This window comes from Amycolatopsis lexingtonensis (genome assembly GCF_014873755.1).
Lineage (GTDB): Bacteria > Actinomycetota > Actinomycetes > Mycobacteriales > Pseudonocardiaceae > Amycolatopsis > Amycolatopsis lexingtonensis.
The window spans coordinates 6,761,863-6,786,033 of record NZ_JADBEG010000001.1 but is presented as its reverse complement, the minus strand read 5'-3'; the positions used below and the strand labels follow the sequence as shown (position 1 = coordinate 6,786,033).

22 protein-coding genes are annotated in these 24,171 nt (G+C 68.8%); 13 read left to right on the top strand and 9 right to left on the bottom strand.

Annotation, left to right across the window (positions count from 1 at the left end; genetic code table 11):
* Positions 1-2 precede the first annotated feature (2 nt).
* The 4 genes from nuoL (at position 3) to H4696_RS30875 (ending at position 6,028) form a co-directional block, all read left to right on the top strand.
* Complete coding sequence (gene nuoL, locus H4696_RS30890) at positions 3-1,904, top strand: NADH-quinone oxidoreductase subunit L (RefSeq protein ID WP_086863137.1); 1,902 nt, start codon at positions 3-5, stop codon at positions 1,902-1,904.
* Positions 1,904-3,454 (top strand): NADH-quinone oxidoreductase subunit M, encoded by a 1,551-nt coding sequence (locus tag H4696_RS30885; RefSeq protein ID WP_192782628.1) that lies wholly within the window; start codon positions 1,904-1,906, stop codon positions 3,452-3,454. Before nuoL ends, H4696_RS30885 begins: the two co-directional genes overlap by 1 nt.
* A 3-nt stretch (positions 3,455-3,457) precedes the next feature.
* Positions 3,458-5,026 (top strand): NADH-quinone oxidoreductase subunit NuoN, encoded by a 1,569-nt coding sequence (gene nuoN, locus H4696_RS30880; protein ID WP_086864511.1) that lies wholly within the window; start codon positions 3,458-3,460, stop codon positions 5,024-5,026.
* A gap of 111 nt (positions 5,027-5,137) precedes the next feature.
* Positions 5,138-6,028 (top strand): helix-turn-helix domain-containing protein, encoded by an 891-nt coding sequence (locus H4696_RS30875; protein ID WP_086864517.1) that lies wholly within the window; start codon positions 5,138-5,140, stop codon positions 6,026-6,028.
* Here the strand turns inward: H4696_RS30875 and H4696_RS30870 are convergent.
* The 4 genes from H4696_RS30870 to H4696_RS30855 form a co-directional block, all read right to left on the bottom strand.
* Positions 5,936-6,643, bottom strand: a complete 708-nt coding sequence (locus H4696_RS30870) for an ESX secretion-associated protein EspG (RefSeq protein ID WP_249027216.1) — start codon at positions 6,641-6,643, stop codon at positions 5,936-5,938. The two genes, H4696_RS30875 and H4696_RS30870, sit on opposite strands and share 93 nt — an antisense overlap.
* A 73-nt stretch (positions 6,644-6,716) precedes the next feature.
* Entirely contained in the window at positions 6,717-7,994 is a 1,278-nt protein-coding gene (locus H4696_RS30865; RefSeq protein ID WP_086864513.1) for a PPE domain-containing protein, read from the bottom strand.
* Positions 7,994-8,611, bottom strand: a complete 618-nt coding sequence (locus H4696_RS30860; RefSeq protein WP_158104416.1) for a DUF3558 domain-containing protein — start codon at positions 8,609-8,611, stop codon at positions 7,994-7,996. The genes H4696_RS30865 and H4696_RS30860 overlap by 1 nt, the downstream gene beginning before the upstream one ends.
* An 8-nt stretch (positions 8,612-8,619) precedes the next feature.
* Positions 8,620-9,045 (bottom strand): hypothetical protein, encoded by a 426-nt coding sequence (locus H4696_RS30855; RefSeq protein ID WP_086864515.1) that lies wholly within the window; start codon positions 9,043-9,045, stop codon positions 8,620-8,622.
* A 306-nt stretch (positions 9,046-9,351) separates the two neighbouring features.
* Here H4696_RS30855 and H4696_RS30850 point away from each other — a divergent pair, with 306 nt between their 5' ends.
* Entirely contained in the window at positions 9,352-10,509 is a 1,158-nt protein-coding gene (locus tag H4696_RS30850; protein WP_192782627.1) for a hypothetical protein, read from the top strand.
* A gap of 102 nt (positions 10,510-10,611) precedes the next feature.
* Here H4696_RS30850 and H4696_RS30845 read toward each other — a convergent pair whose 3' ends face one another.
* On the bottom strand, positions 10,612-11,256 hold the full coding sequence (locus tag H4696_RS30845) for a hypothetical protein (protein WP_169735213.1): 645 nt from the start codon (positions 11,254-11,256) through the stop codon (positions 10,612-10,614).
* A 254-nt stretch (positions 11,257-11,510) separates the two neighbouring features.
* On the opposite strand from H4696_RS30845, the gene H4696_RS30840 reads away from it, so the two are divergent.
* Both H4696_RS30840 and H4696_RS30835 read left to right on the top strand, forming a co-directional pair.
* A complete protein-coding gene (locus H4696_RS30840) occupies positions 11,511-12,563 on the top strand; it encodes a polyprenyl synthetase family protein (protein ID WP_086865172.1) in 1,053 nt (350 codons plus the stop codon).
* Positions 12,564-12,581: 18 nt separating this feature from the next.
* Positions 12,582-13,826 (top strand): sunset domain-containing protein, encoded by a 1,245-nt coding sequence (locus H4696_RS30835; protein WP_086865173.1) that lies wholly within the window; start codon positions 12,582-12,584, stop codon positions 13,824-13,826.
* 67 nt (positions 13,827-13,893) lie between these two features.
* Here H4696_RS30835 and H4696_RS30830 read toward each other — a convergent pair whose 3' ends face one another.
* The 3 genes from H4696_RS30830 to H4696_RS30820 form a co-directional block, all read right to left on the bottom strand.
* The gene (locus H4696_RS30830; protein WP_086865174.1) at positions 13,894-14,958 is read right to left on the bottom strand and encodes a 2-oxoacid:ferredoxin oxidoreductase subunit beta; all 1,065 of its coding nucleotides are present in this window, start codon (positions 14,956-14,958) and stop codon (positions 13,894-13,896) included.
* Complete coding sequence (locus H4696_RS30825; protein ID WP_086865175.1) at positions 14,955-16,880, bottom strand: 2-oxoacid:acceptor oxidoreductase subunit alpha; 1,926 nt, start codon at positions 16,878-16,880, stop codon at positions 14,955-14,957. Before H4696_RS30825 ends, H4696_RS30830 begins: the two co-directional genes overlap by 4 nt.
* A 262-nt stretch (positions 16,881-17,142) precedes the next feature.
* Positions 17,143-17,907 carry an enoyl-CoA hydratase gene (locus H4696_RS30820; protein ID WP_086865176.1) on the bottom strand — a complete coding sequence of 255 codons (765 nt, stop codon included), beginning with the start codon at positions 17,905-17,907 and terminating at the stop codon, positions 17,143-17,145.
* A 23-nt stretch (positions 17,908-17,930) separates the two neighbouring features.
* On the opposite strand from H4696_RS30820, the gene H4696_RS30815 reads away from it, so the two are divergent.
* Positions 17,931-18,299: a hypothetical protein gene (locus H4696_RS30815; RefSeq protein ID WP_086865177.1), complete on the top strand. Its 369-nt coding sequence runs from the start codon at positions 17,931-17,933 to the stop codon at positions 18,297-18,299.
* A 54-nt stretch (positions 18,300-18,353) separates the two neighbouring features.
* Here the strand turns inward: H4696_RS30815 and H4696_RS30810 are convergent, their stop codons facing one another.
* Positions 18,354-18,800 carry an Lrp/AsnC family transcriptional regulator gene (locus H4696_RS30810; protein ID WP_026468878.1) on the bottom strand — a complete coding sequence of 149 codons (447 nt, stop codon included), beginning with the start codon at positions 18,798-18,800 and terminating at the stop codon, positions 18,354-18,356.
* Positions 18,801-18,883: 83 nt separating this feature from the next.
* Here H4696_RS30810 and ddaH point away from each other — a divergent pair, with 83 nt between their 5' ends.
* The 5 genes from ddaH (at position 18,884) to H4696_RS30785 (ending at position 24,078) form a co-directional block, all read left to right on the top strand.
* Positions 18,884-19,711, top strand: coding sequence for a dimethylargininase (ddaH, locus tag H4696_RS30805; RefSeq protein WP_338064966.1), 828 nt, complete (start codon positions 18,884-18,886; stop codon positions 19,709-19,711).
* Between the two features lie 86 nt (positions 19,712-19,797).
* Complete coding sequence (locus H4696_RS30800; RefSeq protein ID WP_169735214.1) at positions 19,798-20,439, top strand: polysaccharide deacetylase family protein; 642 nt, start codon at positions 19,798-19,800, stop codon at positions 20,437-20,439.
* A 196-nt stretch (positions 20,440-20,635) separates the two neighbouring features.
* Entirely contained in the window at positions 20,636-21,331 is a 696-nt protein-coding gene (locus tag H4696_RS30795) for a glycoside hydrolase family 75 protein (RefSeq protein WP_086865180.1), read from the top strand.
* Positions 21,332-21,590: 259 nt separating this feature from the next.
* Positions 21,591-22,907: a nucleotide sugar dehydrogenase gene (locus H4696_RS30790; protein ID WP_086865181.1), complete on the top strand. Its 1,317-nt coding sequence runs from the start codon at positions 21,591-21,593 to the stop codon at positions 22,905-22,907.
* On the top strand, positions 22,888-24,078 hold the full coding sequence (locus H4696_RS30785) for a glycosyltransferase family 4 protein (RefSeq protein WP_086865182.1): 1,191 nt from the start codon (positions 22,888-22,890) through the stop codon (positions 24,076-24,078). The genes H4696_RS30790 and H4696_RS30785 overlap by 20 nt, the downstream gene beginning before the upstream one ends.
* Positions 24,079-24,171 lie beyond the last annotated feature (93 nt).

Sequence of the window (24,171 nt, the reverse complement as noted above, 5' to 3'; positions counted from 1 at the left end):
GAGTGACCGCATCATCGTGGCTGCTGGTGGCCCTCCCTGGCCTCGGCGCGCTCATCCTGTTGCTGGCGGGGAAGCGTGCGAAGGCCTGGGGGCATCTGCTCGGCTGTGCCACCGTCACCCTCGCCTTCGTCTACGGGCTGATCCTGTTCTTCACGGCCGACACCGGCACCACGACCGACACCAAGGTGTACTCGTGGATCCCGGTCGGCCAGCTGCAGGTGGACTTCGGGCTGCGGATCGACGCGCTGTCGCTGACGTTCGTACTGCTCATCACCGGCGTCGGCATGCTGATCCACTACTACTCGATCGGCTACATGGCCGACGACGAGGGCCGGTACCGCTTCTTCGCGTACCTCAACCTCTTCGTCGCCTCGATGCTGGTCCTGGTGCTGGGCAACAGCTTCGTGACGCTCTACCTCGGCTGGGAGGGCGTGGGTCTCGCGTCCTACCTGCTCATCGGCTGGTACCAGGGCCGCCCGTCCGCCGCGACCGCGGCGAAGAAGGCGTTCCTGATGAACCGCGTCGGGGACGTCGGGCTCGCGCTGGCGATCTTCATCATGTTCAAGTACGCGGGCTCGACCGGCTACGCGCAGGTTTTCCAGGCGGTCGGCGACGGCAAGTTCTCGCCGGCGGCGATCACCGCGATGGCGATCCTGCTCCTGCTCGGCGCCTGCGGTAAGTCCGGCCAGTTCCCGCTGCAGGCGTGGCTCCCGGACGCGATGGAGGGCCCGACCCCGGTGTCGGCCCTGATCCACGCCGCAACGATGGTGACCGCGGGCGTCTACCTGGTGGCCCGCTCGAAGGACATCTTCAACGCCACCGAAGACGGCCGCTTGATCGTGACGCTGGTCGGCACGGTGACCCTGCTGCTCGGGTGCGTCATCGGCTGCGCGTACGACGACATCAAGAAGGTCCTCGCGTACTCGACGGTCAGCCAGATCGGCTACATGATGCTCGCCGTCGGCCTCGGGCCGATCGCGTACGCGCTGGGCATCATGCACCTGGTGGCGCACGGCTTCTTCAAGGCCGGGCTGTTCCTCGGGGCCGGGTCGGTCATGCACGGCATGAACGACGAGGTCGACATGCGGAAGTTCGGCGGCCTGCGCAAGCACATGCCGATCACCTTCATCACCTTCGGCCTCGGGTACCTGGCCCTGATCGGCATCCCGCCGCTGTCGGGCTTCTTCACCAAGGACGCGATCATCGAAGCGGCGTTCGGCCAGGGCGGCTGGCGCGGCTGGGTGATGGGCGGCGCGGCCCTGCTCGGCGCCGGGCTCACCGCCTTCTACATGACCCGCCTGATGATGATGACGTTCTTCGGCAAGGAGCGCTGGAAGGACCTCAAGAGCACCGACGGCCGCGACTTCCACCCGCACGAGTCCAAGGCAGTCATGTGGGTCCCGATGGCCGTCCTGGCGGTCGGTTCGGTCGGCGCCGGCGCGTTCTTCGCCCTCGGTGACCGCTTCGCCGAGTGGCTGACCCCCTCGGTCGGCGAGCTGGAGGAAGCGCACCACGCGCCGTTCGACGCCTGGGTGATCTCCGTCGCCGCGATCGTGTTCTCCGTGCTGGGCGTGCTGATCGCGTACCTGATCTTCCGGCGCGACGTGCCGGTCGAGCAGCCGCAGCGGGTCTCGTTCGTCACCCGCGCCGCGCGCAAGGACCTGTACGGCAACGCCCTCAACGAGACGCTGGTCGCCCGCCCGGGCACCTGGCTCTCGCGGGCGCTGGTGTTCGTCGACAACCGCGGCGTCGACGGCGCGGTCAACGGCCTCGCCGCCTCCCTCGGCGGCGGCTCCGGCCGGCTGAGGCGGCTCCAGACCGGGTTCGTCCGGTCCTACGCGCTGTCGATGCTGGGCGGCACGTTCCTGCTTCTGGCGGCTCTCCTGCTGGTGAGGTTCTCCTGATGACCTGGTTGCTCATCCTCATCCTGGTGCCGCTCGCCGGCTCCCTGGTGCTGGCGTTCCTCAAGGGGAACGACCGCGCCGCGGTGCTGGCCGCGCTGGCGTTCTCGATCCTCGAGTTCCTGCTGATCATCCCGTTCTGGCTCAGCTACTCGCCTTCGGGCGCGCGGCTGCAGATGACGTCGAGCTTCGACTGGATCCCCAGTTTCGGCGTGCACATCGCGTTCGGCACCGACGGCATCTCGCTGATCATGATCGCGGTGATCGCGCTGCTGGTGCCGATCGTCGTCGGCGGGCTCGGCACGCTGGACAAGCTGCCGGCGGGCCGCAGCGCGGGCGGGTTCCTCTCGCTGATCCTGCTGCAGGAAGCGCTCACGATCGGCGTCTTCGCCGCGACCGACGTCTTCCTGTTCTACGTGCTGTTCGAGATCATGCTGATCCCGATGTACTTCCTCATCGGCGGCTACGGCGGCGCTAACCGGCAGTACGCGGCGGTGAAGTTCTTCCTCTACTCGTTCCTCGGCGGCCTGATCATGCTGGCGTCGGCGATCGGGGCGTACTCGCTGGCGGCGGACAAGCTCGGCAAGGGCACGTTCGACTGGGCCACGCTGGTGACGGTGGTGCGCGACGCGCCGCTGTCCACGCAGATCTGGCTGTTCCTCGGGTTCTTCCTGGCCTTCGCGATCAAGGCGCCGCTGGTGCCGTTCCACACCTGGCTGCCGGACGCGGCGGGGGAGGCACCGATCGGCGTCGCCGTCCTGCTGGTCGGCGTGCTGGACAAGGTCGGCACGTTCGGGTTCCTGCGCTACTGCCTGCCGATGTTCCCGGACGCGAGCAAGACGCTGGCACCGCTGGTGCTGGTGCTCTCGGTGGTCGGCGTCCTTTATGGATCGATCCTCGCCGCGGGCCAGCGGGACATGAAGCGGTTCATCGCCTACGTGTCCATCGCGCACTTCGGCTTCATCTCGCTGGGCATCTTCGCGTTCAACGAGCAGGCGATGGTCGGCTCGGCGACGTACATGCTCAACCACAGCCTCGCGACCGGCATGCTGATCGTGGTGATCGGCCTGGTCATCGCGCGCGGCGGGTCGTCGAAGATCTCGGACTACGGCGGCATGGCGAAGGTGACGCCGCTGCTGGCGGGGCTGTTCCTCCTGGCCGGTCTCTCCACGTTGTCGCTGCCGGGCACCAACTCCTTCGTCTCGGAGTTCCTGGTGCTCATCGGGTCCTATGTGGACCAGCCGGTCTACACGATCCTCGCGACGGTCGGCATGGTCCTCGCCGCGGCGTACGTGCTGTGGCTCTACCAGCGGGTCATGCAGGGCCCGGTCCGCGGTGACGCCCTGATCGGCGTCGGCGGGGGACCGGGCACCGCGATGGCGCCGGAACTGGGTGCGAAGAAGGCGATCACCGACCTGAACGGCCGGGAGATCGCGATCCTCGCCCCGCTGGTCGTGCTGATCCTCGTCCTCGGCTTCTACCCGAAGCCGGTGCTCGACACAGTCACCCCGACGGTGCAGCAGACGCTGTCCGCGGTCCAGGGAGGCAAGTAAACCGTGCTCGACATCCTCCTGACCCAGGCACCGCAGCCGGTGCAGGTGCCGTCGGTCGACTACCCGGCCGTGCTGCCGGTGCTGATCGTCTTCGGCGCGGCGTGCCTGAGCGTGCTGGTCGAGGCGTTCTTCCCGAAGGGCTCGCGGTTCCGCTCGCAGGTGATCCTGAGCCTGCTGGCGATCGTCGGCGCGGGCGTCGCACTGGTCGTCTACGCGACCGGGTCCGCCCCGGCGGGCGGCGTCACGACGTTCAGCCGCGCGATCTCGATCGACCGCCCGGCGCTGTTCCTCTGGGGCACGCTGCTCGCACTGGCCCTCGGCGCGGTGCTGCTGGTTTCGGACCGCGTGGTCGAGCCGGGCGGCGCGCTGGTCGCGCAGGCCGGCATCCGCCCGGGCACGGTCCAGGACCGTGCCCAGACGGCGACGGTCATGCAGACCGAGGTGTTCCCGCTGACGCTGTTCGCCCTCGGCGGCATGATGGCGTTCTGCGCGGCGAACGACCTGCTGACGATGTTCATCGCGCTGGAAGTGCTGTCGCTCCCGCTGTACCTGATGTGCGGCCTCGCCCGCCGTCGCCGGCTGCTCTCGCAGGAGTCGGCGGTCAAGTACTTCCTGCTGGGCGCGTTCTCCTCGGCGTTCTTCCTCTACGGCCTGGCGCTGCTGTACGGCTACGCGAACTCGGTGAAGCTGGGCGACATCGCCGCCGCGGCGGCCGGTTCGGACCGCTCGGACACGCTCCTCTTCGCCGGCCTCGGGCTGCTGGTCGTCGGCCTGCTGTTCAAGGGCTCGGTGGGCCCGTTCCACACGTGGACCCCGGACGTCTACCAGGGCGCCCCGACCCCGGTGACGGCGTTCATGGCGGCGTGCACGAAGGTCGCGGCCTTCGGCGGCATCCTGCGGGTCCTGTCGGTGGCGTTCTCGTCGACCTCGTGGGAGTGGCGCGGGGTCCTGTGGGGCGTGGCGATCATCTCGATGGTGATCGGCGCGGTGCTGGGCCTGACGCAGACGGACGTCAAGCGCATGATCGCGTACTCGTCCATCGCCCACGCGGGCTTCCTGCTGATCGGCGCGATCGCGATGACCCGCGACGGGTTGTCGAGCACGCTGTTCTACCTGCTGGCGTACGGGTTCACTACCCTGGCGGCGTTCGGCGTGATCAGCCTGGTCCGCGATTCTTCGGGCGAGGCAACGCATCTCTCGGCGTGGGCGGGCCTGGCGAAGCGTTCGCCATTGGTGGCGGGCGTGTTCACCTTCCTGCTCTTGGCGTTGGCCGGGATCCCTCTTACTTCCGGTTTCGTCGGGAAGTTCGTGGTGTTCTCGGCGGCGCTGTCGGACGGAATGGCCCCGCTGGTGGTGGTGGCGCTGGTGTTCAGCGCGGTGGCGGCGTTCTTCTACCTCCGCGTGATCGTCCTGATGTACTTCTCCGAGCCGGCCGCCGACGGCCCCTCGGTAACGGTCCCGGGCTTCGGCACGGGCACGGCGATCTTCCTCGGCACGGCGGTGACCCTGGTGCTGGGCCTGGTGCCCGCGTTCGCACTGGGCTGGGCCGGTTCGGGCGGTTTCGCGCTCTGAGTTTCACCCTCCGAAGGCCACCATCAGAACCCCTGATGGTGGCCTTCGTTCTGCGCCCTGGACGGGTTGTCTTTGCTCGGCTTTCCCTTTCGGTGTGCCAAGCTCTTCGGCGTGCCGAGATCGAAACCCAAGCCGCGGGCTCGCGGTCTTGCCGAGGGATTGCGAGCCGAACGCCGGGCGTGCAAGCTCGCCATGGTCGAGGTGGCGGCCAAACTGGGGTGGTCCGAGGCAACGCTGAGCCGCATGGAAACCGGCCTGCGCAACGCTTCGAGCGAAGAAGTCGCCGCACTGCTGGCTGTCTACCAGGTGACTGGTGCCCGGCGGACCAAACTGCTCGAGATGTCACGCGAGGCCGATCGCCCGGCCTGGCTGGAGATGCACTCCGCGGACGTACCTGAGCAGGCCAAGGTTCTTGCGCGGTACGAAGCCGAAGCGGTCCGGATCGTCGAGTCCGCGGTCAACTCGATCCCCGTGCTCCTGCAGACATCGGGATACGCCGGCTCGTTGCCGGGCGTTCCGAACCTCAGGCCGGAGCGCCAGTCGGTGCTCGACCGCAGGTCCGTGCCGATGCTGCTGGCCTACGTCGACGAGGCAGCGCTCCACCGCGTGGTCGGCGGCCCTCGGCTGATGGCGCACCAACTGAGGCAGCTGGCCGCGATGACGGAGCGCGCACAGGTCGAGGCGCGCGTCGTACCGTTCGGCGCCGGGCGCCACCCCGCGGGCTTCGAGCTGCTCGACTTCGCCGACGCCGGCCCGCTGGTGTACGTCGAGCAGCCCGGTTCCGGACTGCTCCTCGACCAGGCTGCCCATGTCGAGCCCTACGTTCGTGCTGTGGCCACGCTGGACTCGGTCGCGCTCGACCCGACGCGGTCGAGGCGGCTGATCGAGCAGCTCGCTGCCCGGTACGAGTCAGTGGTCGAGGCTCGCCCGCAGGTCGGCGACTTTCCGGGCCAGCAAGCCCGGCTCGCCGGGCAGCACGGTGATGTACCGGTTGTCCGGTGAGCCCGTGAGCGTCATGGCGATGCGCCCGGAGTCGACGTCGAGGTAGCTGACCGAATCCCGGGTCATCGTCCGTGGTCCGCCGGGGCTGCGCTTCGCCACGTAGAACTGGCCGACACCGTAGTGGGGCTGACCGAAGATCTTGTCGAGCTGCCGGACGTCGCGGCTTCGTGTCGGACCGTTGTCGTAAATGTCGTCGACTTCTTCTTCCCGCCGGAATTCTTCCTGGGGCAACGAGAACGGCGTGAAGCGCGCCGGGGTGTACTGCGGCAGGTTCGCGATCAGCGCGTCAATTGGGCTGTTGTCCGGCGAAACGGTCTTGAGCCAGACACGTTCGCCCTGGCACCGTGCGGCGACCGCGGACCGCCCCTGGACGGCGACCAGGACACCGCGCTGCTCGTCCATGTCGCGCGCGTAGGCGAAGTACTCGGTCGCCGGACGGTCGAGCAGGTGCAGGATCTCCTCGAATCCGGCCGTGAACCCGTCCCCCTGGGTGAATCCGTACTCGCTCAGTTCCTCGAACGCCGTACGGTTCACCCGGCTCACCGAAGACGGCGGAATGTACCGCAGTCCACCGGCGAAAACCTGATGCGGCTCACCGCATCCTGCTTGTCGCATCGCGGTCAGCAACGTGTCCAGCGAAATTTCAGCTTGGTCGCGCACCACGCGTTTCCTCCCCTTTGGTGTGGTGCTAGCGCTGCGAGCGCTTTTCGCCGATCACGGGTGGCATCGGCTTTTCGATGTCGCCGCCGAAGATGCCCTCCGGATCGGGGTTGCGGAGATAGGCCGCGGCCTTCTTCTCCTTGTCCTCCTCTTTTTTGCCCTGCCCGCCGACGGCGCCCATGGGCATCCCATTGGCACCCCGTCCCCCGGCGGTGCCGGCCGCACCGGGCCGCCCACCGGCAATGCGCTCGCCGGGCACGCCCCGCCCCGAGCCGGAGCCCGCTCCCACCCCGCGTGCGCCCGGTTCGTTCACAACGCCGCTGCCGGTGCCGCGGTAGCCACCACCGCCCGGGCCGGGACCGAACCCACTTCCCGGCCCGAACTCACTTCCTGGCCCGAACGAACCGGACCCACCCGGTCCGAGCGAGTTGATCGGCTGCCCGGTCGGCCCGAACTGGTACCCACTGCCGGCTGCGGGCGGCATGACGGGCTTGGGGACGTAGCTGTTCGCGTGCGTGCCGTCCGAAGCGGCCGGAGCGACGGTTCCCGGAGGGCGGGCGCCGACCTGGTCCTGGTTCTGCCCAGCCGGGTCCTGCCCGGTCTGGTTGCCCCCGGTTCGGTCCTGCCCGGTCTGGTTCTGCCCGGTCTGCGTGCCGGGCCGGAACTGAGTCTGGTCCGGGACGACTGGCTGACGTGTCTGCTGTCCGTCTCGCGTTCGCCACCCGGTATCGGTACCGGTGGTCTTGCCCGTGGGCGGCGGCGTCCCGGTATCCATCGTGATCGGCGCACCGGCGTCGGTCAGCTGGGCGTACTGGGCGGGCATCTGTGTGCCGTTGGCGGTGCTGGCGGAGTGGTAGACGCGGAAGACGTCGATGTTGGCCTGGCTGTCAGCCTGCCAGCCCGCAACCTTGGTCTGGTACGACTTGCCGTCGCCCGTGAACGTGTCGAGAACGTCTTTTGCGGTGATTTCGGGAGGCTGAGCTGCGACCGGCTTCACTGAATTCTTCGCGGTCCCGAAAGCGCCGATCTGGGCTTCGACCGCGGTTTGCGCGTTCCGGAGGTGAATGGCGTCGTCCATCGCGGCCTGCATGAGCGGCGCCGTCGCGTCCGCGGCGGAGTTTCCGGCGCCGCCTTGCCAGCCGCTCATGGTCTTCGCCCGGAGAGCGTTGATCCGCTCGGCCCGTTCGACCATCCGCCGGGTCAGGTAGTTGGAGCTGTCCTGAGCATCGGCGAGAGATTGAGGCCCGACGCCACCGGTGATCTGCTCAAAGATTTGTGCAGCGGTCAGCGGTCCTTCGGCGGCCATCACTTCGCCTTTCGCAGGTTGTTCAGAATTTGTGCTGCCACGTCGTGTGCGGCGGCGCAGGGATCCTTCTTGCCGACGTTCTCCTCTGATAAAGTGACGTCGATATCGACAGTCTGTTCATTGCTTGTTCCGAGTGCAACAGTGCAGTTGCCATGACTTGTTTGATCCCCTGAAGCGTCATATGCAACGACGGGATAACCATCTACTGCTGGCAAAGGTTTAAAGAATGGATACTCTTTACCCTGGGCTTCGTAAACACGAGTGATGCCCCGTTTGTCGACGCTGGTGAATATTACACCGACCCCAGCTTGTGAAACCCTTGGTGAATCCCATCTGCATTGAGGGCCTGCGGCGCCCTTCACTTCGGGTTTGGGTGTGACTCCATCGCCGAGCAGTTCGGTGACTTCGGGGGCAGTTAGAGCATCGCAGGGCGTCAGCTTGAAATGTGCGATGTCGATCGGCTTTTCGACCTTGGGAACTCCTGGACCAGGCACGTTTTCGGGGGAGTCGGTCGAAGTGGGTTGGCTAGGAGTGTTGACAGAAGGCGACGGAGTGCCGTCGTTCTTGGTCGTGCAAGCAGTGAGTATCAGCAAGGATGCGCTGAGCAGTATGAGCATGCGGCGCATTAGAGGCTGCCTCCGGTCTGCTTGACTTCAGTACTGTGGGCGTCTTCGGCCGTGGCGTATTTTCCCAATGCTGCATTGAACTTGTTCGCCATCTCTCGACAAAATCGCTGTCGTTCGAACAGAGTTGTGACCAAAGCTGACCCCGATGCGCGGATCATCTCCGCGTTACCGTCGCTGGCGTACTCCCTTCCCGGGCCACGGGTGCCAGCTATGACGTTCGCCTTTGCAAGGTCGTCGCGGAACTCGTCGGCGAGACTGTTCCAGTCGTTCGCGAGCTGCTCCAGCGTCGCCCTGTCGTACGTGAAGCCAGGGCCGCCCGCACCCACCCCCGCGGGCGCCCCATACCTGCCCGCATGTGGGGTTGTCGGCGTCAGCGGTGCCCGCCGCGTGTTCGGGTCATAGACCGGTGGCTGGCCGTCAGGCATCGTCTTGCACCCCTGTCGGCTCGAACCGACCGGGTGTGGCAGGGCTGAGGCACCCCGAAGCCGTCGTCGTCACTGTTGCTCTCCCCTTGGCTGCAGGGTGCTCCACCCCGGGCACCCTGCGTAGTTCGACGCGTCGGAGATTACCAGGGTTCCCGCCCGTCGGTTCCCCCTTGCAAGAAGATCCGTTCCTTCCGGAATGCCGAGCGGGAACGTAGTGACATTACGTGATAATCAGTTCGGTTGAATTCCCTCGTAAGGGACGCTGTCTGCTGGCCGACGGTTAAATCGATGTGCACACTCTGTGTAATGAGTTCTCTTCGTCAACTCGCCGGTGCCCTTTTGGCATGCCTGCTGGTCTCGTCGGGCTGTGCCGGCGAGACCTCGGAGGCGACGCGTCACGCGCCGTCCTCAGTGCCGTGGCACCCGAAGCGATCTCGGCCGGCGGATCGGGACGAAAAGGTGGTCGATGCCGCACTCGCGGCCCTGGACCTGTGCACGCTGATCGACCTCGGCGTCTACGACCGCCGGAAGGCGCCGGGTAGTGCGCCGGTCGCGCGGCAAGCCAGGGTCTTCGACGGTCGGCGCCAGTGTGAACTCCTGCGAGACGGCTTCGCTTTGATCACTGTTCGTGACGAGCCTCCGGAGACTGCCTCGCTGCGGAACGATGGTGCGATCGTCGATCTGGCCAGTGTGAAGGGCTACCAGACGGAGCGCCGCGTGAATGGTCAGGTCGTCGGTTGCAGCGTGCTCGTTCCGGTCAGCTTCGTCCGCGCGGTGCGGTTCGAAATCGCCTACGGTGCGCGCGAAGACGACGCTCACTGTGAAATCGTGCGGGAATTCGCCACCGCGGGTGCCCGCTCACTCCCGAAAGACCTCGTTTACCCGCCAGGTGGTCAGGACTCCGGCCGGATCGGGGCTTGCGCGAACATGGTCGTCAACACCGACGGACGCGATTGCGACCCCGCCGTCGACGTCGAGGTGCCGGTCGGCGGGGTGGACGCCCTGCTCGATGCGGGAGCGCGCGATCCGAACGTCGAATGCGCGGTGTTCCGGGCAGCCGTCGCGACGGCCTTCGGGAGCGCGTTCGAACCCTTGGCGACGCCCGGCGCCTGCTGGTTCGTCGAACCGCAGCACCGTCTCCAGATCGAAGCCGGTGCGACGGCGTCGGGTGACCAGCCGGGCATTTTCGGTTCTGATCCGAACCTCTGGACCGACCGGCAGATCGTCACCCTTGGCAAGAAGCCGGCGGTGGTCTTCCGCAATCTGGCCGGGAATGAGTACTCCGTTTACGCGTCCCCCTACGGCGACCTCGGGCGTAGGGGGCAGGTGCGGCTTCAGATCAGCGCCGAGCGGGAGCGCGGCATCGACACGGATGGTCAGCCGGCTCTGCCGGCCGAGGTCGCGCTGAAGGCAAAGGCCGTTGTCGCGTCAGTTCTGGAGCACTATTTCGGACCAGGGCGCTGACTCGGCCGAGGGCGAATACCGCATCGAAGTTGCCGACGTCCGATGTTCAGTGAGGTGCCACGGCCGTCCTCTCGGCTGGTCCCCGGCCGTGGCACCGCGCCGCTAAGGCGTCGGAGAACAGGAAGTGTGTCCCAGCACCACCTGGCCGCTGATTCCCGAAGCCGGCAGGAAATCGATGCGCAGCATCGTCAACCCGATGCTTCCGTCGCCGGGCAGGTTCTGGATGTTGAACACCGCGTTCGCCAAAACCGTTCCGTTCGACTTCTTGATCGGCGACACGTACCCGACCGGTACCGGGCTCGGCGGGTTCGCGATGCCCGACATCCCGCCGAACGACCAGTTCGCGCTCGTCTGCGTCTGGGTGGCCGCGCACTTCACCGTGAACGTCGAGAACTTGACGCGCGGGCCGCCCACGCTCACCAGGGCCGAAAGCTCGAAGTTCTTGCCCGTTGCCGTCGACAGGGTGGACGTCGCGTCCGTGTCCGGGTCCGTCACCGTGGTCGTGCAGGACGACGTGCCGCCGCCGAAGGTGATGCCCGTTTTGGTGACCACTGAGGCCGTGGCGCTGGTCGGGCCGTCGATCGAGCAGTGGCCCTGGGTCGGGACCTTGATGGTCGAGCCCGCTTTCGTGAACTCCGCGGAGCCGATGTTGGCCACGCCGGGTTGGGGGCTGGCCTGGGCCGGTGTCGCGGTCGCCGCGAGCCCGGCCAGCAGCAGCGCTCCGGCGAGAGCGGTGGTGGTGCGCATGTCGCTGTCCTCCTTGCCGACCGGGAGAGCCGCCGGTCCTCAAGGCTGAATATCCGCCCGCCGGAGACGTCCGTTGCGCCCGAAATCGCCAACCACCCGTTCGTGGATCATGAACCACCCCCTCCGGTGACCCGGGCCGGTGTCATGTTCGTCACCGTTTCCGCTGGACAGCGGGTAAACGACCGCGCGGGGTAGCCACTACGCTCAAGGGACAACCCGACCGGTGCACGAGTAGAAGCGGAGCCGACGTGTCTGTGCCTTCCCCAGCCCCCGGGGCGGGATCCCTCCCCGCTGCGCCGGGTGGCGCCCTCGAGGACCTGCGGGCGTCGGTCGGCTTGCGCATCGCCGACGAAGCCCTGCTCCGCGCCATCGCCGGCGGGCTGGCCGACGTCGAGAAGCTGCTGCGCGACGTCGTCCGCAGCGACGTCCAGGCCGTCAACGACGCCGCGTCGCACCTGGTCGAGGCGGGGGGCAAACGCTTCCGTCCGCTGTTCACGCTGCTGTCCGCGCAGTTCGGCCCCAAGCAGGACGACCACGTCGTGATCGCCGCCGCCGCGGTCGAGCTGGTGCACCTGGCCACGCTCTACCACGACGACGTCATGGACGAGGCCGACATGCGGCGCGGCGCCGAGAGCGTCAACGCCCGCTGGGACAACACCATCGCCATCCTCACCGGCGACTTCCTCTTCGCGCACGCCTCGCGCCTGGTCGCCGACCTCGGTACGGACGCCGCGCGGATCATCGCCGAGACCTTCGGTGAGCTGGTCACCGGCCAGATGCGCGAGACCGTCGGCCCCGGACCGGGTGACGACGCCGTCGCGCACTACCTCTCCGTGATCGCGCAGAAGACCGGCTCGCTGATCGCCACGTCCGGCCGGTTCGGCGGGATGATGTCCGGCGCCGCCGAGGAGCACATCGAGGCGCTGCGCCGGTTCGGCGACATCATCGGCACCGCGTTCCAGATCTCCGACGACATCATCGACATCGCGTCGCCGTCCGCCGAGCTCGGCAAGGCGCAGGGCACCGACCTGCGCGAAGGCGTCCGGACGCTGCCCATGCTGTACGCGCTGGCCGACCCGGAAACCGACCCGCGGCTGGTCGAGCTGCTGTCCGGCCCGATCGGCGACGACGCCCTCGTCCAGGAGGCGCTGGAGCTGCTGCGGGCCAGTAGCGGACTCGAACGCGCACGCGTCACCCTTTCCGACTACGCTCAGCGCGCGCGAGCCGAGCTCACCGCGTTGCCCGCGTCACCCGCCCGGGACGCTTGCGAGTCGGTCGCCGACTACCTGGTCGCGCGCACGCACTGAACGTAGGGGCAGAGAAAGATGTCCATTTTCGGACAGGTTTGGCTGTGGAGCCTGGCGGCGTTCTTCGTCGGGGTGTTCCTGACCTGGCTGGTGCTCGTGCTGCCGCTCCGCAAGAGCGTCCGCAAGCTCGAGAGCGCCCTGGCCCAGGCCCACGCCGACGCCGCGCGCACGCCCGCGAACGCCGGCGCGGCGGGCACCCAGGTGTTCTCGCGGCCGGAGCCGCGGCCCGAGCCGGAGCCGTCCCGCCAGGAGACCTCCTACCCGGGCACGCTGCTCGCGACGCCGCCGATCCACCGCGACGACGTCCACGACGACATCGACCAGGACTTCGCCGAGCTCGACTCGCAGGTGCCGTCGCGGACGCCGCCGGAGCCCGAGCGCGAGGCGGCTTACGAGCCGGAGCCGGAACCGGAGCCCGCGGACGACGACGACCCGTACCGGACCGCGGCGACGCAGTTCCTGACGCCGGTCCCCGAGGCGGAGCCGGAGCCGGACCCCTACCGTTCCGCCGCGACGGAGTACCTGGTCCAGGACGACGAGCCCGAGCCCGCCACCTCGCGGCTGGAGCAGCAGCTCGACCCGGACTCGACGGCGGGCTCGCTGTTCCAGTCGCCGTCGGGGGAGCACCACGCGCCGGACCCGGACTGGTTCGACCACGAGCCGCCCGCCGAGCGCTCGGCGTTCGAGGAACCGATGGAGCGCACCCGGTACCTCAGCCCGGCCGCCGCTGCCGCGCCGGAGGAAGAGCCGGAGGAGGCCGAGCCGCCGCAGTACGCCTTCGGCGGCGACGAGGCGACCGGCGGCGAGCTGGACGTGCCGCCGGAGACTCCGGCCGAGGCGACGCAGGTGCTGCCGAAGCGGCAGCCGCGTGAGGCGACGGTCCGGGGCGGCTTCGACGCGCCCCAGCCGATCCAGCCGTCGATGCGCACGGTCGAGCGGCGCGAACCCGACCTGTCCGGCGGGCACAGCGGCTCGCTGTTCGAGCCGTCGGTGCAGCCGAACCAGGCGGCGGTTTCCGCGCCCGAGCCGCCGCCCGCGCGGCAGGCGGCCGGAGACGCGGTCCCGCCCGGCCCGTTCGGTCCCGGTTCGGCGATGCCCCGGCCCGGCGGTGGGGCGCCCAGCGACAGCTTCGCGGTGAAGGCGAGCGTCACGGCCTTGCGGTACTGCACCGAGGAATCCGCGCAGTTCCCGAAGATGGTCGCCGAGGTCTGGTTCCGGACCGCCGAGGACGCCGAGCGCGTCGGGTTCCGCCCGCTCACCTGAGCTTGAAAGCCGTGAAGGCCTCCTTACCGGGCAAAAAAGCCGGTAAGGAGGCCTTCACGGCTTTTGGCTAAGCGACGGTCCAGGTGTCCTTGCCGCGCAGGAGGCCCTGCAGGTCGGGCGTGCGGGCCGAGCGGGCCTGCTCGACCTGGGCGCGCGCGCCGTCGTCGTAGGTCGGGCGCTGGACCTGGCGGAGGATGCCCGTCGGGACGTGGTTGAGGCTCTGGTCGCCGAGCCGGGACAGCGCGAACGCGTACGACGTGTCGGCGATCGACGGGTCGTGCACGACGAGGTTGTCCTCGCCGATGTCCGCGACCTTCGCGACGTCCAGCCCGCCCCAGTCGCCGCGCTTGACGCCGAACTCCTGGTTCGGCCCGAAGCGGATCGGCTCGCCCGCGCGCAGCGGGATCAGCCGCGTCGCGGCCTCGTCGGCGTCCTTGAGGACGTCGAACGCGCCGTCGTTGAAGATCGGGCAGTTCTGGTAGATCTCGACCAGCGCCGACCCGCGGTGCTCCGCCGCGGCCTGCAGGACCTCGGTGAGGCCCTTGCGGTCGGAGTCCATCGCCCGGCCCACGAACGACGCTTCCGCGCCGATCGCCAGCGAGAGCGGGTTGAACGGCGTGTCCACCGAACCCATCGGCGTCGACTTGGTGACCATGCCCTGGCCCGACGTCGGCGAGTACTGGCCCTTGGTCAGGCCGTAGATCCGGTTGTTGAACAGCAGGATCTTGATGTTCACGTTGCGGCGCAGCGCGTGGATCAGGTGGTTGCCGCCGATGGACAGCGCGTCGCCGTCGCCGGTGACGACCCACACCGACAGGTCCGGCCGCGTGGTGGCCAGCCCGGTCGCGATCGACGGCGCGCGGCCGTGGATCGAGTGCATGCCGTAGGTGTTGAGGTAGTACGGGAAGCGCGACGAGCAGCCGATGCCCGAGATGAACACGATGTTCTCGCGCTTGAGCCCCAGCGTCGGCAGGAACGACTGGACCGCGTTGAGCACGACGTAGTCGCCGCACCCCGGGCACCAGCGGACTTCCTGGTCCGACTTGTAGTCCTTGGCCTTCTGCGGCTCGTCGGTCGTCGGCACAAGGTCGAGGCCGCCGACGGTCGGGAGCCCGATGTCGATCGCGGTCATTTCGCCGCCTCCGTAGTAACGCCGGTGATGATCTCCGAGAACAGGTTCTGCAGCTCTTCGGCCTTGAACGCCATCCCGGCGACCTTGGTGTGCGAGTGGACGTCCACCAGGTACTTCGCGCGCAGCAGCAGGGACAGCTGCCCCAGGTTCATCTCCGGCACCACGACCTTGTCGTAGCTGCGCAGGATGTCGCCGAGGTTGGCGGGAAGCGGGTTGAGGTGCCGCAGGTGCGCCTGCGCGATCGGCATGCCGAGCTTGCGCACGCGCCGGCAAGCCGCGCCGATCGGGCCGAACGAGCTGCCCCAGCCGAGCGCGAGCACGCGGGCCTTGCCGCCGCTCGGGTCGTCGACGACGAGGTCGGGGACGTCGATGCCGTCGATCTTCGCCTGCCGCAGCCGGACCATCTTGTCGTGGTTGTCCGGGTCGTAGGAGATGTGGCCGGTCCGGTCGGCCTTCTCCAGTCCGCCGATGCGGTGCTGCAGGCCCGGCGTGCCCGGGATCGCCCACGCGCGGGCGAGCGTCTCGGGGTCGCGGACGTACGGCCAGAACTCGCCGGAGTCGTTGTCCGCGTTGGGTTCGGACGCGAACTCGACGCGCAGGTCGGGCAGCGACTCGACGTCCGGGATCAGCCACGGCTCGGAGCCGTTCGCGATCGCGCCGTCGGAGAGCAGCAGCACCGGCGTGCGGTACTTCAGCGCGATGCGGGTGGCCTCGACGGCCGCGTCGAAGCAGTCCGCGGGGGACAGCGGCGCGACGATCGGGACCGGCGACTCGCCGTTGCGGCCGAACATCGCCTGCAGCAGGTCGGCCTGCTCGGTCTTGGTCGGCAGGCCGGTCGACGGGCCGCCGCGCTGGACGTCGATGACGACCAGCGGCAGCTCGACCATCACGCCGAGGCCGACGGCTTCGGACTTCAGCGCGACGCCAGGGCCCGACGTCGAGGTGACGCCGAGCGCGCCTCCGTAGGACGCCCCGAGGGCGGCGCCGATACCGGCGATCTCGTCCTCGGCCTGGAAGGTGATGATGCCGAAGTTCTTGTGCTTGGACAGCTCGTGGAGGATGTCCGACGCCGGCGTGATCGGGTAGGTGCCGAGCAGGATCTGCAGCCCGGCCTGCTGCCCGGCGGCCACGATCCCGTAGGCGAGCGCGGTGTTGCCGGTGATCTGCCGGTAGGTACCCCGCGCCAGCTTGGCCGGGGCGACCTCGAACGTCGTCGCGAACGACTCGGTCGTCTCGCCGTAGTTCCAGCCCGCGCGGAACGCCAGGATGTTCGCCTCGGCGATGTCCGGCTTCTTCGCGAACTTCTCGCGCAGGAACCGCTCGGTGCCCTCGGTGGGCCGGTGGTACATCCAGGACAGCAGGCCGAGCGCGAACATGTTCTTGCAGCGCTCGGCGTCCTTCTTGCCGAGGCCGGTGTCCGCGAGCGCGCCCTGGGTCAGGGTCGACATGGCGACCCGGTGCACCTGGTAGCCCTCGAGCGTGTCGTCGTCGAGCGGGTCGGTCGCGTAGCCGACCTTGACGAGGTTGCGCTTGATGAAGTCGTCGGTGTTCAAGATGATCGTCCCGCCCTGCGGGACGTCGCCGAGATTCGCCTTCAGCGCGGCCGGGTTCATCGCCACCAGGACGTCCGGCCGGTCGCCGGGCGTGAGGATGTCGTAGTCGGCGAAGTGCACCTGGAACGAGGAGACGCCGGGGATGGTGCCCTGCGGGGCGCGGATCTCGGCGGGGAAGTTCGGCATCGTCGACAGGTCGTTGCCGAAGGCGGCGGCTTCGGAGGTGAAGCGGTCACCGGTCAGCTGCATACCGTCACCGGAGTCGCCCGCGAACCGGATGACCACCCGGTCGAGCTTGCTGACCTCGGTCGTCCTGGTCGCGGCGAGCGAGCCGTGACCAGCGCCGTTGCCGTTCGCACTCGTGCTCATGAGTCAGGGAATCCCTCTCTCCCGACGTTGCGGCCGTCGATCGCCCGCCTGGTGTCGCGGCAGGCGGATCACCAGGCACTACCACGAGGTTAGCTCGCGCCCGGCGCCCATGTTTCCGTGCGTCCGGGGTCGCTGGCGACCTCTGTCATGCGCTGTCGGTCCTCTGTGCTGGTCCGACAAATACCTGTAACCGATGGTAACGGTTAACTTAGGGGCCCTGCTGTGATGCGCGTCTCGCGGGGTGGCGTCCACGTAGTGGGATTCAGGAGCGGGACCGGATCCGCGCCCGCATCGCTTCGACCCGCTCGGCGAACTCCGGGGAGGCCAGCGACGCCAGCTGCGGCTCGATCTCGACGTCGACGGCGTCCGCGTGGGCGGCCAGCGAGGAGGTCGTCCGGAGGCTGCGCTTGGTGGCCAGGAGCGCTTCGCGCGGGGCGGCGACCGCCGGGGCGGCGAGCTCGCGGGCGGCGGCGAGGAGGTCGTCGTGCTCGCCGTCGACCACGCGCAGCGCCAGCCCGGCGCGGACCGCGCCTTCGGCGTCGAGCGGCTGCCCGAACAAGGTCATCGCGGCGGCCTGCTGCGGCCCGGCGAGGCGCTGGGTCATCCACGTCATCCCGCCACCCGGGTGCAGCCCGAGCTCGAGGAACCGGGCGACGAACTTCGCCTGCGGCCCGGCGAGCCGCACATCGGCGGCCAGCGCGAGGTTCAGCCCGGCCCCGACGGCCGCCCCACCGACGGCGGCGATGGTCGGCAGCGCACACCGCGCGACGGCGAGGAAACCTTCGTAGATGGCCCGCAGCCCGGCTTCGTCGGCGTGGCTGAGCGCGGAGAGGTCGGCGCCGGCGCAGAAGGCCGGCGGCGTCCCGGTGACGACGACGGCGTGCACGGATTCGTCCCGCTCGGCGGCCTCGACGGCGGCCGCGAGCTGCGCGGAGAGCTCCAGGGTCAGCGCGTTGCGGCTGCCGGGCGCGTCGACGGTGAGGAGGGCGACGCCGCCGGTGTGCTCGCTGACGATGCTGTCGGTCATCTGGCCAGGGTATTAGTGGAGGCATGGGGGAACTGCTGGTGGTGCTGGTGGGCAACCTGCTGACGATGATCGACATGTCCGAGCTGTTCGGCGCCCGCCGCCGCCGGGCCCGGGCCGCGGCCTTCGCGCGTGGAGAGCGGGTGTCGGTGCCGGGCGTACTGCGGTCCGAGGAGCTGACGGAGGGCCGGGAGCGCCGCGGCTGGGTGGCGGTCGGCGAGGGCCCGGCGACGTGGCGGACGCCGGGCGCGGAGCCGGTGCCGTTCGATCCGGGCGAGCTGACGATGCAGGCGGTCGACCAGCAGTCGGTGACTTTTCACGCGGCGGGCGGCCGCACGGAGCTGCGGCTGCACCCGGATGAGGCCTCGCTGGTGCTGCGGGCGCTGGCGGGCTGAGCGACCGGAACTGTCGGTCCCCGCCGATAAGCTGGAAGACGGGGGCCGGAGGCCTCACTCCTCCGGCGTCGGCGGCCGCTCCAACAACCGCGAAAGCACCACGGTCGACACCGTCCGATCCACGATCTCCAACCCCCGCAGCCGCTCCAAAGCGGTCTCCAAATGATGGATGTCCGCCGCCCGCAGATGAACGATCGCGTCCGCCGCGCCTGACACCGTGTACGCCGCCACCACCTCCGGCAAGGGCTCCAACCTCGCCCGGATCCGCGCCGGCGTGATGTTGCCCTGGCACGTGACCTCGACGAACGCCTCCGTGCCCCAGCCCAGCGCCTCCGGGTCGACGACCGCCGTGAAGCCGCGCAGGATGCCCGTCTCCAGCAACCGGTCGACGCGCCGCTTGACCGCCGGGGCGGACAAGCCGACCACCTTGCCGATCTCCGCGTAGCTGCTTCGTGCGTTCGCCACGAGACACGAAACGATTCGCTGGTCGATGGTGTTCACACGCAACATTTAGCACAGATGTGCGCAGCGAACAGCGATTGATTGCGATATTAGGCGCCCCTTACCCTGCAACCATGCAGGCGATGCGCGTACCGACCACCCGTCGATACCTGATGTGCCCGCCGCGCTTCTTCGCGGTGGACTACGTCATCAACCCCTGGATGGACCCGACCCAGCCGGTCAGCGCCGACGTCGCCGTCGCGCAGTGGACCGAGCTGCGCGACACCTACCGCCGCCTCGGCCACACCGTCGAGGAGATCGACGCCCAGCCCGGGCTGCCCGACATGGTCTTCGCCGCCAACTCCGGCACCGTCGTCGACGGCCGGGTGCTCGGCTCGCGGTTCCGCGCGCCGCAGCGGGCCGCCGAGGCCGAGCACTTCCGCCGCTGGTTCGTCGAACACGGCTACCGCGACATCACCATGCCCGAGAAGATCAACGAGGCCGAGGGCGACTTCGCCTGGACGGGCACGCTGCTGCTCGCCGGCACCGGCTTCCGCACCGACCCGGCCGCGCACGCCGAGGCGCAGGAGGTCCTCGGCGTCCCGGTCGTCTCGCTGCACCTGGTCGACCCGCGCTACTACCACCTCGACACGGCGCTGTTCGTGCTCGCGGAAGCCACCGACACGACGCGCGCGCAGATCGTCTACTACCCGGAGGCCTTCTCGGCCGGCTCACGCCGCGTGCTCGAGCGGCTGTTCCCGGACGCCGTGCACGCGACGAAGGAAGACGCCGAATGTTTCGGCCTCAACGGCGTGTCCGATGGCCGCAATGTCGTCCTCCCCGTGGAGGCCACTCGATTGGGTGGTCTGCTTGCGGAGCGTGGTTATGAGCCGGTTTACGTCGACATCTCCGAGCTGCGGAAAGCCGGTGGCGGCCCGAAGTGCTGCACCTTGGAGATTCGCAAGGGGTGAATCCGTCCGGAACCTGTAACTCACCCGTTTGCCACGGCGATTAATCGAAGTAACAAATCGACTACTCGCGGTGGCAGGCGGTGGGAATGGTGGCGGTAGTCCTCGCCGTGCACGGGATCGGCAGGCCGGCTCGCCAGCTCGACCCGGGCGAAGACGAGCGCTGGCTGACCGTCGACCAGTTCGACGACGTGCTCGACGTCGCCGAGCGGGACGACGTCCACCTGACCTTCGACGACGGCAACGAGTCCGACGTCGAGATCGCGCTGCCGAGGCTGGTCGACCGCGGGCTCACGGCGGAGTTCTTCCCGCTGGCCGGCCGCCTCGGGCAGCGCGGCTACCTCGACCGCGACGGCCTGCGCGAGCTCGTGCGCGCCGGGATGGAGATCGGCTCGCACGGCTGGGAGCCGCGCGACTGGCGGCGGCTCGACGACCGCCACGCCCGCCGCGAGCTGACCGACGCGCCGAAGCTCCTCGGTGACCTGTGCGGGAAGCCGGTGCGGCGGTACTCGCTGCCGTTCGGCGCCTACGACAAGCGCGTGCTGGAGCGGCTGCGCCAGGCCGGCGCGACGCGGGTCTACACGAGCGACGGCGGCGCGGTCCGCCGCGACGGCTGGCTGCAGGCGCGCACGGAGCTCCACCACGAGCTCGACGTCGCTTGGCTCGAGGGCGTGCTCGAAGGCGGGTATCGGCGGCCGCACTGGGTGACGCGGCTGTTCCGTCGTGGCTAGCCGCGTTGCCGCTGACCGGAACACGGTCCAGACCAATTTTGGGTGACCGCACCCGGTGAGCAGCCTTTTTCGTCAAATCCGGCCGCATGATGGGAAATTCCCGCACCCGGAGGTCTTGAACCCGGTGCCGCCCGCGGTGCATCCTGGTGCCCCGCCGCCGTAAGGAAAGTTTCCTAACTAAAGGGAGCACCAGGAAATGCGGAAACTGATCCTGCTCGCGACCCTGGCGCTGGCGTCGGCCATGATGCCCGCCACGCTCGCCACCGCCGCGCCGGCCGCACCGGCGGCCCCGGCCACCGTCGAAGCCGGGCCCACCGCGGCCCAGCTGCTGGCCAAGACGACCAGCTGCCACCAGATTTCGAACGGCAAGTACAAGACCGACGAAGACGTTTCGGGCAAGACGGTCGCCGTCTGCGACGCCAACGGCGCCGTGTTCTGGAAAGCCGACATGGACATCGACTGCGACGGCCAGCGCACCACGCAGTGCAACGAGAACACCGACTGCTGCTTCCAGGACGACACCGCGTTCCACCAGTCCGACGGCAAGGCGCTCAACGCCGCGAAGCTGCCCTACATCGTCGTGCCGAGCTCCAGCAGCATCTGGAAGTATACGTCGTCGCAGCTGAAGGGCGGCGGTTCCTGCGCGGTGATCTACAACGGCAAGGTCGAGTACGCCGTCATCGGCGACACTGGCCCGTCGCAGATCATCGGCGAAGCGTCCTACGCGACGGCGAAGGACCTCGGCATCAACCCCGACCCGTCCAACGGCGGCACCGACTCCGGCGTGACGTACATCTGCTTCAAGAACTCGAAAGTCTCGCCGATCGAGAACCACGCCAACGCGGTGAGCAAGGGCGAGAGCCTCGCCAGCACCTTCGTGAACAACAACTGAACCCGCGCATTCCCGGGGCCGGTCCGCGCTCGAGCGGATCGGCCCCGTCGCGCGGTAACCGCTGACCGCCGCGGCCCCGACCGTGTTGATCACCCACGGAAAGGTGCATTCCGGGCTGAATCGAGACACTTTCCCGCGGGTAAACCGTTGCGCCTCACCGCCGTCTCACGCATTACCCCGTTCGCCGCCCTCGCGGTAACGATCCAGGGGTGCCCGCCGACCAAGGGATGGGTCGCGCGGGAAAAGCGGAGGTTTTGGCGTGAAGATCAGTGTCTTCGGGCTCGGTTACGTGGGTTGTGTCTCCGCCGCGTGCCTGGCGGGGCAAGGGCACCGGGTGGTCGGCGTGGACGTCAACCCGGTCAAGATCGATCTCATCGCCGCCGGCAAGGCGCCGGTGGTCGAGGAGCGGATCGGCGAGCTGACCGCCGAAGTCGTCGCGAGCGGCGCGCTGAGAGCCACGACCGACGTCGCGGAAGCTGTCGCCGACAGCGAGATTTCGCTGGTCTGCGTCGGCACGCCGTCGGCGCCGAACGGCAGCCTCTCGACGGTCTACCTCGAGCGCGTCGCCGAGGAAATCGGCGAGGCGATCGCGGCCAAGACCGAGCGGCACACGGTCGTCTTCCGCAGCACGATGCTGCCCGGCACCTGCCTGGACCTGCTGATCCCGATCCTGGAAAAGGCGTCGGGGCGCACGGCGGGCGTCGACTTCGGCGTCGCGGTGAACCCCGAGTTCCTGCGCGAGGGCACCAGCGTCCGCGACTTCTTCGACCCGCCGAAGACGGTGATCGGCGAGATCGACGAAGCCAGCGGCGGCGCCGTCGCGGCGCTGTACGAGGGCCTGCCCGGGCCGGTCTTCCGCGTGCCGATCCCGGTCGCGGAAATGACGAAGTACGCCGACAACTCCTTCCACGGCCTGAAGATCGGCTTCGCGAACGAGCTCGGCTCGATCTGCCGGGCGCTGGGCCTCGACTCGCACCAGGTGATCGACGTCTTCCTCGCCGACACCAAGCTCAACGTCAGCCCGGCCTACCTCAAGCCCGGGTTCGCCTTCGGCGGCTCGTGCCTGCCGAAGGACCTGCGCGGGCTGGTCTACGCCGCGCACCGCGCCGACGTCAACGTGCCGATCCTGTCGCACGTGCTCGCGTCCAACGACGAGCACCTGCAGCGCGCGTTCGACCTGGTCGCGCGCACCGGCAAGCGCAAGGTCGGGCTGTTCGGGCTGTCGTTCAAGCCGGGCACCGACGACCTGCGCGAGTCCCCGCTGGTCGAGCTGGCCGAGAAGCTGCTCGGCAAGGGCTACGACCTCAAGATCTACGACGCGAACGTCAGCCTCTCGCGGCTGATGGGCGCGAACCGCGAATACATCGAGGGCCGGTTGCCGCACCTCGGCCAGCTGCTCGCCGGGTCCGTCGAAGAAGTCATGGACCACGCCGACGTCCTCGTCGTCGGCTGCAAGGACCCGGACGTGCTGGCGGCCCTGCCGCACGGCGGCGACCGGGTGCTCGTCGACCTCGTCCGCCTGCCCGACGCGGCGACGCGTCGCCTTGAAGAGGGATATGCCGGCCTTGCCTGGTAAAGCGCTCATCCTCGTCGAAAACCTCTCCGTTCCCTTCGACCGGCGCGTCTGGCAGGAGTCCACGACCCTGCGCGACGCCGGGTGGGAAGTCCACGTGATCTGCCCGCAGGGCACGAAACGCGACACCGAGGCCGAAGCCGTCGTCGACGACGTCCACATCCACCGCTACCCACTGAAGGCGGCGACCGGCGGCCCGGCCGGCTACCTGCAGGAGTACGGCAGCGCGCTGTGGCACACGCTGCGGCTGGCCCGCAAGGTCGGCCCGGTCGACGTGGTGCACGCCTGCAACCCGCCGGACCTGCTGTACCTGGTCGCGAAGGTGCTGAAGCGCCAAGGCGCGAAGTTCATCTTCGACCAGCACGACCTCTGCCCCGAGCTGTACCTTTCGCGCTTCGACCGCGGGCAGGACCTGCTCTACCGCGGGGTGTGCGCGCTCGAACGCGCCACCTACCGCGCCGCCGACGTCGTCATCTCGACGAACGAGAGCTACAAGCAGGTCGCCCGGATCCGCGGCGGCAAGAAGCCCGAAGACGTCTTCGTGGTGCGCAGCGCCCCGGTCGTCGAGCGGTTCCACGAGGTCCCGGCCGAGCCCGAACTGAAGAAGGGCAAGCCGCACCTGCTGGCCTACCTCGGCGTGATGGGCCCGCAGGACGGCGTCGACTACGCCCTGCGCGCGCTCGCGAAGCTGCGTGACGAGGTCGGGCGCACCGACTGGCACGCGGTGTTCGTCGGCTCCGGCGACGCCTTCGACGACATGGTCGCGCTCTCGGCGAAGCTCGGGCTGGCCAACCAGGTCGAGTTCACCGGCCGGATCTCCGACGAGGACCTCGTCCGCTACCTCTCGACCGCCGACGTCTGCCTGTCGCCGGACCCGCTGAACCCGCTCAACGACGTCTCCACGATGAACAAGGTCATGGAGTACATGGCGATGAGCAAGCCGATCGTCTCGTTCGAGCTGCGCGAGGCGCGCGTCTCGGCCGGCGACGCGGCGGTCTACGCCCCGGCCAACGACGAATCGGCGTTCGCGAAACTCGTCTCCCAGCTGCTCGACGACCCCGAAGAGCGGGTCCGGATGGGCAAGCTCGGGCAGGCCAGGGTCGCCGGCGCGCTCTCGTGGGAGAACTCGGCGAAGAACCTGCTCGCCGCGTATGAGCACGCCGTGAAGTCCTGATCGCCGTTCGGTCAAGAACTCACCGAACGTGTAACCAAAATTCCCGGTCCGACGACGGTTCGGGTAACCGGCCGATCCGACGACCCCGTTCGG

What these genes read in the sequence shown, in the direction of transcription:
- H4696_RS30845 (WP_169735213.1), bottom strand. Translation starts at nt 11,256, where the DNA reads ATGCGCACCACCACCGCTCTCGCCGGAGCGCTGCTGCTGGCCGGGCTC.
- H4696_RS30860 (WP_158104416.1), bottom strand. Translation starts at nt 8,611, where the DNA reads ATGCTCATACTGCTCAGCGCATCCTTGCTGATACTCACTGCTTGCACG.
- H4696_RS30825 (WP_086865175.1), bottom strand. Translation starts at nt 16,880, where the DNA reads ATGAGCACGAGTGCGAACGGCAACGGCGCTGGTCACGGCTCGCTCGCC.
- ddaH (WP_338064966.1), top strand. Translation starts at nt 18,884, where the DNA reads ATGCGCGTACCGACCACCCGTCGATACCTGATGTGCCCGCCGCGCTTC.
- H4696_RS30850 (WP_192782627.1), top strand. Translation starts at nt 9,352, where the DNA reads ATGAGTTCTCTTCGTCAACTCGCCGGTGCCCTTTTGGCATGCCTGCTG.
- H4696_RS30835 (WP_086865173.1), top strand. Translation starts at nt 12,582, where the DNA reads ATGTCCATTTTCGGACAGGTTTGGCTGTGGAGCCTGGCGGCGTTCTTC.
- H4696_RS30800 (WP_169735214.1), top strand. Translation starts at nt 19,798, where the DNA reads ATGGTGGCGGTAGTCCTCGCCGTGCACGGGATCGGCAGGCCGGCTCGC.
- H4696_RS30815 (WP_086865177.1), top strand. Translation starts at nt 17,931, where the DNA reads ATGGGGGAACTGCTGGTGGTGCTGGTGGGCAACCTGCTGACGATGATC.
- H4696_RS30795 (WP_086865180.1), top strand. Translation starts at nt 20,636, where the DNA reads ATGCGGAAACTGATCCTGCTCGCGACCCTGGCGCTGGCGTCGGCCATG.
- H4696_RS30830 (WP_086865174.1), bottom strand. Translation starts at nt 14,958, where the DNA reads ATGACCGCGATCGACATCGGGCTCCCGACCGTCGGCGGCCTCGACCTT.
- H4696_RS30870 (WP_249027216.1), bottom strand. Translation starts at nt 6,643, where the DNA reads ATGCGACAAGCAGGATGCGGTGAGCCGCATCAGGTTTTCGCCGGTGGA.
- H4696_RS30885 (WP_192782628.1), top strand. Translation starts at nt 1,904, where the DNA reads ATGACCTGGTTGCTCATCCTCATCCTGGTGCCGCTCGCCGGCTCCCTG.
- H4696_RS30855 (WP_086864515.1), bottom strand. Translation starts at nt 9,045, where the DNA reads ATGCCTGACGGCCAGCCACCGGTCTATGACCCGAACACGCGGCGGGCA.
- H4696_RS30785 (WP_086865182.1), top strand. Translation starts at nt 22,888, where the DNA reads ATGCCGGCCTTGCCTGGTAAAGCGCTCATCCTCGTCGAAAACCTCTCC.
- H4696_RS30865 (WP_086864513.1), bottom strand. Translation starts at nt 7,994, where the DNA reads ATGGCCGCCGAAGGACCGCTGACCGCTGCACAAATCTTTGAGCAGATC.
- H4696_RS30820 (WP_086865176.1), bottom strand. Translation starts at nt 17,907, where the DNA reads ATGACCGACAGCATCGTCAGCGAGCACACCGGCGGCGTCGCCCTCCTC.